This window comes from Clostridium sp. AM34-11AC, assembly GCF_003435375.1.
Taxonomy (GTDB): Bacteria; Bacillota; Clostridia; order Lachnospirales; family Lachnospiraceae; genus Pilosibacter; species Pilosibacter fragilis.
Genome location: NZ_QWGL01000034.1, coordinates 16291 through 29472 on the forward strand (window position 1 = coordinate 16291; position 13182 = coordinate 29472).

The 13182-nt window shown below is 47.6% G+C and carries 11 protein-coding genes and 1 pseudogene; 11 read left to right on the top strand and 1 reads right to left on the bottom strand.

Going from position 1 to position 13182, the window contains the following annotated elements:
- Nucleotides 1–2 precede the first annotated feature (2 nt).
- From whiA to DW826_RS14980, 7 genes are all read left to right on the top strand, one after another.
- On the top strand, nt 3–962 hold the full coding sequence (gene whiA / locus DW826_RS14950) for a DNA-binding protein WhiA (protein WP_117553109.1): 960 nt from the start codon (nt 3–5) through the stop codon (nt 960–962).
- A 47-nt stretch (nt 963–1009) separates the two neighbouring features.
- A complete protein-coding gene (locus tag DW826_RS14955; protein ID WP_015552596.1) occupies nt 1010–1264 on the top strand; it encodes an HPr family phosphocarrier protein in 255 nt (84 codons plus the stop codon).
- A gap of 93 nt (nt 1265–1357) precedes the next feature.
- Complete coding sequence (locus tag DW826_RS14960; protein ID WP_117553110.1) at nt 1358–4837, top strand: DNA polymerase III subunit alpha; 3480 nt, start codon at nt 1358–1360, stop codon at nt 4835–4837.
- A gap of 196 nt (nt 4838–5033) precedes the next feature.
- Nucleotides 5034–6011: a 6-phosphofructokinase gene (gene pfkA, locus DW826_RS14965; RefSeq protein ID WP_015552594.1), complete on the top strand. Its 978-nt coding sequence runs from the start codon at nt 5034–5036 to the stop codon at nt 6009–6011.
- A 60-nt stretch (nt 6012–6071) separates the two neighbouring features.
- Complete coding sequence (locus tag DW826_RS14970; RefSeq protein WP_015552593.1) at nt 6072–6449, top strand: metalloregulator ArsR/SmtB family transcription factor; 378 nt, start codon at nt 6072–6074, stop codon at nt 6447–6449.
- Complete coding sequence (dapF, locus tag DW826_RS14975) at nt 6446–7240, top strand: diaminopimelate epimerase (protein WP_117503422.1); 795 nt, start codon at nt 6446–6448, stop codon at nt 7238–7240. Before DW826_RS14970 ends, dapF begins: the two co-directional genes overlap by 4 nt.
- Nucleotides 7241–7470: 230 nt before the next feature.
- A complete protein-coding gene (locus DW826_RS14980; RefSeq protein ID WP_015552591.1) occupies nt 7471–7908 on the top strand; it encodes an Lrp/AsnC family transcriptional regulator in 438 nt (145 codons plus the stop codon).
- Between the two features lie 147 nt (nt 7909–8055).
- On the opposite strand, the gene DW826_RS14985 is transcribed toward DW826_RS14980, so the two are convergent.
- Nucleotides 8056–8265 (bottom strand): hypothetical protein, encoded by a 210-nt coding sequence (locus tag DW826_RS14985; RefSeq protein WP_117553111.1) that lies wholly within the window; start codon nt 8263–8265, stop codon nt 8056–8058.
- A gap of 509 nt (nt 8266–8774) precedes the next feature.
- On the opposite strand from DW826_RS14985, the gene DW826_RS14990 reads away from it, so the two are divergent.
- The 4 genes and pseudogenes from DW826_RS14990 to DW826_RS15010 all read left to right on the top strand — a co-directional run.
- Complete coding sequence (locus DW826_RS14990) at nt 8775–11819, top strand: SrtB-anchored collagen-binding adhesin (RefSeq protein WP_117553114.1); 3045 nt, start codon at nt 8775–8777, stop codon at nt 11817–11819.
- A 238-nt stretch (nt 11820–12057) separates the two neighbouring features.
- Entirely contained in the window at nt 12058–12384 is a 327-nt protein-coding gene (locus tag DW826_RS15000; protein ID WP_009243529.1) for a YdcP family protein, read from the top strand.
- Nucleotides 12385–12399: 15 nt separating this feature from the next.
- Nucleotides 12400–12783, top strand: a complete 384-nt coding sequence (locus tag DW826_RS15005) for a YdcP family protein (protein ID WP_009243528.1) — start codon at nt 12400–12402, stop codon at nt 12781–12783.
- 75 nt (nt 12784–12858) lie between these two features.
- Nucleotides 12859–13143: pseudogene (locus tag DW826_RS15010) on the top strand (DUF523 domain-containing protein); the annotation flags it as partial.
- Nucleotides 13144–13182 lie beyond the last annotated feature (39 nt).

Genomic DNA, 13182 nt, shown 5'->3' on the forward strand with positions numbered 1-13182 from the left:
GTATGTCTTTTTCTTCCAGGATCAAGGAAGAGCTTTCCAGGCATATGAGTCCGGCAAGGCATTGCCAGATCGCCGAAATTGCGGCGATTTTAAGCCTTTGCGGACGGATCCAGATTTCCGGGGACGATCATTACAGCATCAAGATCCACACGGAAAATGTGACAGTTGCCAGAAAGTGCTTTACATTATTGAGAAAAACATTTAATATAGAAACTGATATTTCTATACGGCGGAACGCGCATCTGGGAAAAAACAGGATCTATTCGGTCTGTGTGAAACAGCATGAGGATGCACTTCGCGTATTGAAAGCCACAAAACTTCTTACGGAAGACGGAGAGATCGGAGAGAATCTTTCTGTTGTGGGAAACGTGGTCGTTCAGAACCCCTGCTGCCGCAGGGCATTTCTGCGCGGCGCTTTTCTTGCGTCAGGATCCATCAGCGATCCGGAGAAGTTTTACCATTTTGAGATCGTCTGCGCGACAGAGGCGAAAGCCCGCCAGATCCAGTCCATTATGGCAACGTTTGACATTGATGCAAAAATAGTCATCCGCAAACGCTATTATGTGGTATATATTAAAGAGGGGAGCCAGATCGTGGATATCCTGAATGTGATGGAGGCCCATCTGTCACTGATGGAACTGGAGAACATCCGCATCCTGAAAGAGATGCGCGGAAATGTCAACCGCCAGGTCAACTGCGAGACGGCAAACATCAACAAAACAGTGTCAGCCGCTGTGAAGCAGATCGAGGATATCGAGTTTATCCGCGACACGGTAGGCTTTGAAAGTCTTCCGGATGGTCTTGCGCAGATTGCAAAGGCAAGACTTTTAAAACCGGAAGCGACGCTGAAGGAACTGGGCGAAGACCTGGAACCGCCGGTTGGAAAATCGGGTGTCAACCATCGATTGAGGAAGCTTGGTGAGATGGCGGAGAAACTGCGGGAACAGGGAACCGAAACGTGAATGGAGACTAGTAAGCGCCATTCTTTGTGCAATTGAGGAGGATTATTATGACAAAACGTACGGTGACTATCGAACTTGCTTCTGGTCTGGAGGCTCGACCGATTGCGATGTTAGTGCAGCTTGCAAGCAGCTATGAGAGTACAATTTACGTCCAGAGCGACAACAAAAAGATCAATGCCAAGAGCATCATGGGCATGATGACACTTGATCTTCCGGTCGGCGAGCAGGTGGTCGTGACAGCGGACGGAGTGGACGAAGAGAAAGCAGTAAACGATATTGAGAAATATTTAAGCAACAACTAAGAAGCATGTCTGTATATAGCGACATTACGGGACTGCCGCCTTTCGGGGTGACAGTCCTTTTGCAATTGATGATAAAAAATACGGAGGAGACAGATGGCATTTACACACTTGCATGTCCATACAGAGTACAGTCTTTTGGACGGATCCAGTAAAATCGGAGAGCTGGCGGCGCGGGCAAAAGAGCTTGGCATGGACAGCATGGCGATCACCGATCACGGTGTCATGTATGGGGTGATCGATTTTTACCGGGCAGCCCGTGCGGCCGGGGTCAAACCGATCATCGGCTGCGAGGTGTATGTCTCCCCGGGTTCAAGATTTGACCGTGAGACTGTCCACGGCGAGGACCGCTACTACCATCTGGTCCTCCTCGCGGAAAACAATACAGGATACCAGAACCTGATGAAGATCGTCTCCAAGGGCTTTGTGGACGGCTTCTACTATAAACCGAGGATCGATGAGGAGGTCATGCGGGAGTACCACGAGGGAATCATCGCCTTAAGCGCCTGCCTTGCCGGTGAAGTCCCGAGATACCTGGAAAAAGGTCTCTACGAGGACGCGAAGGCGGCTGCAAAACGCCACCTGGAGATCTTCGGTGATGGCAACTATTTCCTGGAGCTCCAGGACCACGGTATTCCGATGCAGCGCCAGGTAAATCAGGGGATCATGCGCCTCTCAAAAGAATTAAATATCCCGCTTGTGGCGACAAACGACTGTCACTACATCAACGCCGAGGACTGGGAGGCCCACGACATCCTGCTCTGTATCCAGACAGGGAAAAAGGTCTCCGACGAGAACCGTATGCGCTACGAGGGCGGACAGTACTATGTGAAGTCCGAGGAGGAGATGCGCAGACTCTTCCCATACGCCCCGGAAGCCATCGAGAACACCAACAAGATCGCGGAGCGCTGCAACGTGGAGATCGAGTTTGGTGTCACAAAACTTCCGAGATTCGATGTGCCGGAGGGCTACGATTCCTGGGGCTATTTAAACCACCTCTGCGATGAGGGCTTCGCGATGCGCTATCCGAATGATGACGGAACGCTCCGCGCCCGCCTGGATTATGAACTCGGAACCATCAAGAGCATGGGCTACGTAGACTACTTCCTGATCGTGTGGGATTTCATCAACTTCGCGAAATCCCATGGGATCGCTGTGGGACCGGGGCGGGGGTCTGCGGCGGGAAGTATCGTGGCGTACTGCTTAAAAATCACAGATATCGATCCGATCCGGTACCAGCTCCTCTTTGAGCGTTTCCTGAACCCGGAACGAGTATCCATGCCCGATATTGACGTGGATTTCTGCTACGAGCGCCGTCAGGAAGTTATCGACTACGTTGTGGAAAAGTACGGGAAGGACCAGGTGGCCCAGATCGTCACTTTCGGTACCCTGGCGGCCCGCGGCGTGATCCGCGATGTGGGGCGCGTCATGGACCTGCCCTACAGCCTCTGCGACCAGGTATCGAAGATGGTCCCGGCGGAATTAAATATCACGTTGGACCTGGCACTCAGGAAAAACCCGGAATTAAAGGCGCTATATGATTCAGATGAGCAGGTAAGAAAGCTCATCGACATGTCAAAGCGCCTGGAAGGACTCCCGCGCCACACCTCCATGCACGCGGCGGGGGTCGTGATCTCCAGGACCTCCATTGACGAGTATGTCCCGTTATCGAGAGGTGCCGACGGCACCATCGTGACCCAGTTTACGATGACGACGCTGGAAGAACTGGGCCTTTTAAAGATGGACTTCCTGGGACTCCGCACACTCACTGTCATCCAGGACGCGGTGAAGATGATCGAAAAGAACTGCGGTGTGAAGCTCGATCTCGAGCACATCGATTATGATGACAAAAAGGTCATGGATTCTCTCGGAACAGGAAAGAACGAGGGCGTGTTCCAGCTGGAAAGCGGCGGCTTCAAGACCTTCATGAAGGAATTGAAGCCGACTACCCTGGAGGATATCATAGCCGGAATCTCCCTGTACCGTCCGGGTCCAATGGACTTTATTCCGAAATATTTAAAGGGAAAGAATGACCCGGAATCCATCACCTACACCTGCCCGCAGCTGGAGCCGATCTTAAAGCCGACCTACGGCTGTATCGTCTACCAGGAGCAGGTCATGCAGATCGTCCGCGATCTCGCCGGATATACCCTCGGCCGAAGCGACCTTGTGCGCCGTGCCATGTCGAAGAAAAAGGCAGCGGTCATGGCGAAGGAGCGCCAGAACTTTGTTTACGGAAATGAGGAAGAGGGCGTAAAGGGCTGTATCGCCAACGGGATCGACGAGAAGACGGCAAACCAGATTTACGATGACATGACGGACTTCGCAAAGTACGCTTTCAACAAGTCCCATGCGGCGGCCTATGCGGTGGTTGCATACCAGACCGCGTTTTTAAAATATTATTATCCAAAGGAATTCATGGCGGCGCTCATGACCTCCGTGATGGACAACACCACGAAGGTCTCCGAGTACATTCTCGCCTGCCGGAACATGGGAATCCCGATCCTGCCGCCGGATATCAACGAGGGATACAGCGGCTTCTCCGTATCCGGAAACGGTATCCGTTACGGACTTTCCGCCATCAAGAGTGTGGGCCGGGCCGTGGTGGACGTGATCATCGCCGAGCGTGAGAGCGGCGGTCTCTTCAAAAACCTCGATGATTTTGTGTCAAGAATGTCCAACAAGGAAGTCAATAAGAGAACGCTGGAGAGCTTCATTAAATCTGGTGCCCTGGACACACTTCCGGGAACGAGAAAGCAGAAGCTTATCGTCTCCGGTGACCTTCTGGAGAGCAAGTCAAAAGAGAAAAAGACGGTCATGGAAGGTCAGATGAGCTTCTTTGACATCGCCCCGGAGGAGGAAAAGGACAACTTCCATATCACGTTCCCGGATGTGGGCGAGTATGACAAGCAGACACTTCTGGCATTCGAGAAGGAGACCATCGGCATCTATGTCAGCGGTCATCCGATGGAGGAATACCGGGAACTCTGGGAGAAAAATGTGACGGCGAGAACTTCCGATTTCGTTGTGGATGAGGTCGGAAAGACCATTGTGGAGGATAATTCCAATGTGGTCATCGGCGGAATGATCACGTCGAAAAAGGTGAAGACTACAAAGACGAACCAGCTCATGGCATTCATCACCGTTGAGGATCTTGTGGGCACGGTGGAAGTTCTCGTGTTCCCGAAGATCTACGAGAAGAACCGTCAGGCGTTCACCGAGGAAAACAAGGTGTTTATCCGCGGCCGGGCGTCCATCGGTGATGACCCGGTAGGAAAGCTGATCTGCGAGGAAGTGATCCCGTTCACCGATATCCCGAATGAGCTTTGGCTTCAGTTCGAAAATCAGGCATTCTACGCGAGCCACATCGACGATGTCATGGCGGCACTCCGTGATTCCGACGGAAAAGACCGGGTCATTATGTATTTAAAAGAAGAACGGAAAATGCGCAGACTTTCCGAAAACTGGGCAGTCCTCGCAGGGCCGGATCTTCTGAACCGCCTGTATAAGATCCTTGGTGAAAAAAATGTCAAAGTTGTGCAAAAGGTCATTGAAAAGAAGGGCAAAGTGTATTAAAATGTAACTGTTTGGTAGGTCTGTGCATTCACTGCGCTGACCGTAAGAGAACATTGGCTGGAAGGCAAAAATCCCATCGGCGAAGTCGATCCGGAATGGATTTTTGCATGTGACTGCGAAAAAACTGAGCAGTTACATTAAAATAAGGACGTGTACGGCGAATGATTGACAGAATTTTTTTATGGAGGAAACCCATATGTCAAAGAAAGAAGTCAGAACGATCGGAGTATTGACCAGCGGCGGAGATGCCCCTGGAATGAATGCGGCAATCCGTGCGGTTGTAAGAACCGCTATCAATAAAGGCCTGAAGGTAAAAGGAATCATGCGTGGCTACGCCGGACTCCTTCAGGAAGAAATCGTAGATATGGACAGCGTCAGCGTTGCGGACACGATCAACCGCGGAGGTACGATCCTTTACACAGCCCGCTGTGAGGAGTTCACAACTGAGGAAGGCCAGAAGCGTGGCGCTGAGGTATGTAAGAAACATGGTATCGATGGTATCGTTGTGATCGGAGGAGACGGTTCCTTCCGCGGTGCCGGAAAGCTTTCCGCTCTCGGAATCAACACGATCGGTCTTCCGGGAACCATTGACCTTGATATCGCCTGTACCGACTATACGATCGGTTTCGATACCGCTGTAAACACAGCGATGGAAGCCATCGATAAAGTCCGTGATACTTCCACCTCCCATGAGCGCTGCAGTATCATCGAGGTTATGGGAAGAAATGCCGGATATATCGCTCTCTGGTGCGGTATTGCCAACGGCGCGGAGGATATTCTCCTTCCGGAGCGCTACGACGGCAATGAGCAGTACCTGATCAACCGGATCATTGAGAACAGAAAGCGCGGCAAAAAGCATCACATCATCATCAACGCTGAAGGAATCGGACACTCCACTTCCATGGCAAGAAGGATCGAGGCGGCGACAGGTATCGAGACCCGTGCCACCATCATTGGCCACATCCAGCGAGGCGGTACACCGACCTGTAAGGACCGTGTTTACGCGTCCATCATGGGTGCGAGAGCTGCAGAGCTTCTGGCGGAAGGAAAGAGCAACCGTATCGTAGCCTACAAGGACGGCAAGTTCGTGGATTTCGACATCCAGGAGGCACTGAATATGAAGAAAGACATCCCGGAGGAGCAGTACGAAGTAAGCAAACTTCTCGTGCGCTAACTGCGTGGAAAGAACTGCTGTCCGTATGACCTGCGGCAGCAGCAGTAAAGGAGCAGGAACATGGGTATCAGAGAGGACGAAAAGATCGCCCCGCACTGTGAGTTTATTCATGTCCACGACAAGGTGGTAAAACGGGTGATGGACGTGATGCCGGAAGGCGAGGAGCTCCAGAATCTTGCGGAATTCTTCCGGGTATTCGGCGATTCCACAAGGATCCGTATTCTGTATGCACTCAGCCAGTCGGAGTTATGTGTGTGCGATATTGCAAGTCTTCTCGGAATGGGACAGTCTGCGATCTCCCACCAGCTTCGGATCCTGAAGCAGATGCGCCTTGTCAAGTTCCGCAGGGAAGGAAAGAGCGTTCTCTACTCTCTTGCGGACGGTCACATCCAGACGATCCTCGCACAGGGGATGGAGCATATAGGAGAGAAAATATGAAATTCACGAAGATGCAGGGCATCGGAAATGATTATGTTTATGTAAACTGTCTTGAAGAGACTGTGGAAGATCCCTGCGGGACGGCAAAGATGGTCAGCGACCGCCATTTCGGAATCGGATCGGACGGATTGATTTTAATTAAGCCGTCAAGGGTTGCGGACTGCCAGATGGACATGTACAATCTGGATGGATCCCGGGGTGCCATGTGCGGAAATGGGATTCGCTGTGTCGGAAAATACGCCTATGACCACGGAATCGTGGATAAGACGGAGATCGACGTGGAGACTGCATCCGGAATCAAGCATCTGTCTATGAAATTAAAAGACGGCAAGGTAGAGCTTGTGACGGTGGATATGGGGCGTCCGGTGCAGACCTCCGAGATCGGGGAGCCGATCACGGTGGATGGAAAAGAGTACCGTTTTACCGGCGTGTCCATGGGAAATCCCCACGCGGTGGTATTTATGGATGGAATCAAGGATATGGAGATCGAAAAGATCGGCCCGTCCTTTGAAGTCCACGAAAAATTCCCGGACCGCACCAACACGGAATTCGTGGAGATCGTAGACCGCGGACATGTAAATATGCGTGTCTGGGAGCGTGGTTCCGGAGAGACGCTTGCCTGCGGAACAGGTGCCTGCGCGACGGCGGTCGCCTGCATCTTAAACGGTCTTACTGACGATGAAGTCCGCGTGACACTGCTCGGCGGCGACCTTCTGATCCGTTGGGACAGAGAAAAGGACACTGTATTTATGACAGGTCCGGCGGCGGAAGTGTTCCACGGGGAGATCTGAAATACCAGACTGACAGCAGCCGGGTGCCTTTAAAACAGTGCTGGATCCGTGAAAATACGGTCGGGCAGCATAGATAAAACATGAACGCAGGAATCGTTTGGTGGTCTGGATATCACAGATGTCTGCCGTAGGGATGCGGCGCGGCTGAACGGTTATCTGTATATAGATAAGGAGTTCCGGGCATATGACACAGCTAAATATACTTGAAAACCGGAACAAAGGAGATAATTATGGATCATATTGACAGGGAGATTCTGCAGATCCTGCAGCATAACGCGAGAGCGTCCTTGAAAATGATCGCGGAGAAGACATTCCTTTCTTCCCCGGCGGTTTCAGCAAGAATTGAAAAACTGGAAAAAGATGGAATCATCACATCCTACCAGGCACAGATCGATCCGATGAAGCTTGGATATCACATCCTCGCCTTCATCAACCTCAACGTGCTTCCGGAGGACAAGCAGAAATTCTATAACTACGCGGAAGGAATCCCGAACATCTTAGAGTGCAGCAGCGTTACCGGAGAATACTCCGTGATCATGAAGGTTGCCTTCGAGAGCACAATGCAGCTCGATAGCTTCCTCGGCCAGCTCCAGAAGTTCGGCAAGACCAGTACCCAGGTGGTATTCGCCACCCATGTAGGTCCACGAGGCGTGCAGGTACAGGAATAGGAATACATACGAAAAATAAAAAGGACATCTGAACGAGAGATACGAGGGTATTTCTGGTTCAGATGTCCTTTTTGCTGCAAAAACAGCGTTTTTTAATCTGCCGCAGGAATTTCCAACCAATTGTTGGATGGCCTGAGGCAGAGATATTTATAAGATCGCAACCAATGCCGACACGATCGAGATCATGGGCAGCAGAGTGGAGATACAGATCCCTTTCGACACCAGGGTGACATCTTGGTTGTATTCCATACAGAGCATGGACACGTTTCCAGCAATAGGGCAGCCGGAGAGGATCGTGGAGATCTCTAAAAGTATGCGGTTCCTGATAAAGAATCTCAGGACGAGGAAGGTGATCACCGGGAGACCTTCGACTCAAAAGTCTTATCGATCACGCCGGATCAGTTGGCGAGATAGCCGGTGAGCATTAAGAGAAAGAGACTCACCATCTGGTTGAATACGATTAACATGGTGTAAAGAGATCCTTTCGTGTGATTGCCAGGGAAAGTTTTAAGACATGGATGGCGCAGGTCTGATGATACGGGAATATGATAAGGTATCCGATCATTCATTCAAAAAATCGCTGTGGATATCCGGACAGCGCAGATTTTGGACTCAATGATTGTATCATATCATAAAATTTATGAAAAAGGAGAATAATTTTGGCAAAGCAGAACAGTGTCATCATTGATCCGGGTCATGGGGGTTGTAGATAACGCAAGTAATGAAAACAACGAAAATACAAGGAGAAAGGCAACTGTTGTACCTATTAAAATAAAATATGTGTGAGAGGACAAGCCTTTCAATAATGTAGACGTTCAGAAATGAGCGTCTATTTTTATACCCAAAATGAAAGGAGCATTAGATTTATTAAAAAGACATGGAAACGATTGTGTACGGGCTTCTTAGCTCTTGCAACTGTCGTTACTGCTTTACCGACTACACCCGTTCATGCAGAAAGCAAGCAATACTGGACGGAAAGTGCAGAACGTGTCGGTATCATTGAAAAAGTAATGAATGACGGTTCTATTGGTTCGACATTCAATGAGGGCTATATGAAAGTCGAGGGCGAAACTGCCTATTGTATTGACATCAATACAGATTTTAAGAACGGCTATAAGACCAGAGCTGACGCAAGCTCACGCATGAGTGCCGACCAGATTTCAGATGTGGCGTTATCCTTAGAGTATGTCAAACAGTATGGCGAAGCTCACAAGGAATTGAACTATAAACAAGTCTATCTGTTGGAACAATGTGTTGTCTGGCAGAAATTGAGCGTACATCTTGGCTGGCAATGTGATAACGTGCGAGCTTCTTATGATGAAATTCCAAAGACTACGCAGGACGAAGTTTTCTCTGGTGCAAAAACCTTTGTCAAAGAAAATAAAGGACGCTATGAATGTGGCGGTTATATCTACTCTGGCGAGGGGCAGGAATTGGGACAATTCTGGGCGAAACTGAATGTTGGAAATGCAAAACTGCAAAAGACTTCCAGTAATGCCAGCATTACAGACGGTAACGGGAATTACTCAATCGCTGGTGCAACCTATGGTGTCTTTGCTGATAAGGACTGCACAAAACAGCTTGCCACCCTTACGACTGATGAAAACGGAAATACAGATGTTGTAGAGGTAAAAGCAGGCACAGTCTATATCAAGGAATTATCCGCACCAGCAGGATATAAAGTAGATAAAACTGTATATTCCTTAAAGGTTGAAGCTGGAAAAACAGCGACTTTGAAAGTATCAGATACACCGAAAGTAACAGACACTTTGATTGAGCTTTTCAAGATAGATATGGAAACACAGAAAGACAATCCGCAGGGGAATGCTTCTTTAGCAGGTGCGGAATTTACATGGAAGTATTATGCAGGCTTCTATAACAAAGACAATCTCCCTGCCGAAGCTACTCGTACATGGGTTACAAAGACAATCGCTGAAACTGATAGCAATGGGATAACTCATTACATCACAAAATTAGCGGACACATACCAAGTATCTGGCGACAGTTTCTATATGCAGGACGGTAAAGCGTTTCTTCCACTTGGGACACTAACCGTTGAGGAAATAAAAGCTCCAAACGGATACTTGTTAGAGGGTGCATATATGCAGGCTGGCGATAAGTTCGAACAGATAAAAGGCTTATACCTTACACAGATTACCGAGGACGGCGACCTTGCCGTATTAACTGGAAATAACCAGTTTTCCGTATCTGACAAGGTTATCCGTGGCGGTGTCAAAATTCAGAAACGAGATTTAGAAACGGGCGATACAAAGCCACAAGGAAGTGCTACTTTGAAAGATACTGCCTTTGACATCATTTCCTTAAATGATAATGCGGTATTGGTTGAGGGCAAGTTATACAAGAAAAATGAAGTGGTAAAGATAATTCGTACCGATATTGAGGGTATCGCTTCTACTTCTGCTGACCTCTTACCTTATGGAAAATTCCGTATCGTTGAAAGTGAAGCTCCCGACGGTTACTTAACTGACGGTGCAAAACCGATTGATTTTACAATCACAGAAAATGGAAAAATCGTGGACTTAACCGACAAAGCTCATTCTATCTATAATCAGATTAAGCGTGGAGATATTGAGGGTGTAAAAATCGGTGCAGGCACACACAAGCGTCTTGCTGATGTTCCCTTTAGGATCACAAGCAAGACGACGGGCGAAAATCATGTTGTGGTAACTGATGATAACGGGCAGTTCTCCACTTTTGCTGACTGGGCTTCTCACAAGCATAATACCAACGCAGGAAAGACCAGCGAGGACGGTGTGTGGTTTGGAACTTCTGAACCAGACGACAGCAAGGGTGCGTTACCTTATGATACCTACATCATTGAAGAATTACGCTCTGATAGTAACAAAGGCTTTGAACTTATCCCGCCTTTTGAAATCGTGGTATCAAGAAATAACCTTGTGGTTGATTTAGGGACTTTGACTGATGAATACGAAAAAGAAATCTCTATCCATACCACAGCGACCAGCAAAGACGGCGAAAAAACTATCCTTGCAGGAAAAGAGGTTACAATCGTTGATACTGTCAAATTGGACGGACTTACAAAAGGCACAAAGTATCAGTTGAAAGGCTGGCAGATGTTAAAGGAAGAAAACGCCGAGCTTATCATTGACGGAAAGCGTGTAGAAAATGATTATACCTTTATCGCTGATGATGAAGCTATGAAAGTAGAAATTGCTTATACATTCAATGCGTCCGAACTTGGCGGTAAAAATCTTGTTACCTTTGAAGAATTGTATGATTTAAGCAATCCAGACGAACCCGTAAAAGTTGCAGAACACAAAGACATTGAGGACGACGGGCAGACGGTACTTATCACAGAGCGTATCATCAAGATACATACTACCGCTACCGATAAGGACGGCAACAAAGAGCTTGAAGCTGGAAAAGAGGTAACAATCATTGATACCGTAACCTTAGAGGGCTTAGAAATCGGTACACAGTACAAACTTGTGGGCTGGCAGATGTTGAAAGAAGAAAATGCAGAGCTTCTTATCAATGGAAAGCGTGTGGAAAGTGATTATACGTTTACTGCTGACAACGAAACTATGAAAGTGGAAGTTACTTTTACGTTTGACGCTACTTCTCTTGACGGCAAACAGCTTGTAACTTTTGAAGAATTGTACGATTTAAGCAATCCAGACGAACCAAAGAAAGTTACCGAGCATAAGGATATTGAGGATAAGGGACAGACGATTACCTTTAAGGAAAAGCCAGAAGAACCAGAGAAACCCGAAACTCCACCGACACCAGAAAAGCCTAACAGACCTAGCGACAGTCCCAAAACGGGCGACAGTACAAATGTAATGGCATTTGTTGTGATGTTGCTTGCGTCTGCTGGTGGATTGGCTGGAACATATCTTTACAAACGCCGTAAAATGAAAAAATCATAAGGCAGTAACGGTATGATGAAAGAAAAATCACGCTCTCCGCCGAAGCGGTCAAACGGCAGACTTCCGCTTATTCTGGCTTGTCTGCCAACAACCTGCAAGAACACGGATAGTCAAGGGTGCGTAAGCATTGATTTTACCCTTTACTATCTGGGGGATTGCTGGTACTTCCAGAACCGCCAGAATAAGAAATCACAATCAAAAAACTTATTAAAAATAGAAAGAAACGAGGTAAAACAATATGGAAATGAAATATGTCGTGCCAGATATGGCACAGTCTTTTGGGGCTCTTGAATTTGCAGGCGAAAGCGAGCCTATCTTTGAAAGGGATAAAAACAACCGCAGGGTCTTAGCCAGACGAAGCTACAACCTTTATTCAGATGTGCAGAGAGGAGAAAATGTTGTCGTGGAAATTCCTGTGCAGGCTGGCGAAAAGCATTTCAAGTATGAGCAGAAAGTAAAACTTGTCAATCCGAAGTTATACGGCAGAGGTTACGCAATCGGGGATATGGGACATACCGATTATGTGTTAGTTGCTGATGATATTGTAGCAGTTGAAGAGAAGTAAAGGAGTGAAGAATTTATGAGATTATCAAACGGGTTTGTTATTGACAAAGAGAAAACATTTGGAGAATTAAAATTTACAGCGGTGCGTGATGTGTTCTTACAGAATGAGGACGGGACACCGAGTACCCAGCTTAAAAAGCGTATCTATGATTTGAAGTGCAGTCTGCATGGTGGCATTATTCCCGTGTCTGTACCGCCAGAAGTACCGTTAAGGGAATTTCCGTACAATGCAGTTGTGGAGCTTGTCAATCCCGTAGCCGATACAGTATCAAGAAAGACGTTTGGTGGTGCAGATGTGGACTGGTATGTAAAAGCAGAGGATATTGTGTTGAAGAACAAAGGCAATCAGAACGTAGGCAATCCACAGAATAATAACACACAGGGACAGCCGAAAAAATAAAATTAGAGATTAGATATTTATTGTGAGGTAATTCGTTGAATGATATAATTAGGATAAATTGTGAGGTGCTTATCTATGAAAGTATTAGTTAGTTCATGTATCATGGGAAAAAACTGCAAATATAACGGTGGGAATAATCTCAATCCGAAAGTTGTAGAGTTTCTAAAAGACAAAGAAGTTATCGAAATTTGTCCAGAATTATTAGCGAATATGCCTACACCACGTCCTAGTGCGGAAATAGTAAATGGTATTGTCATGGATATAAATGGAAATATTGTTGATGAGGAATATCGTCATGCGGTACAGTTGGCTTTAAATGAAATAAGAAGTATGGAAATAGATTTAGTTATTCTGCAATCCCTGTGTGTTAGGATAGTTGTCAGTGAAAGATAATTACAT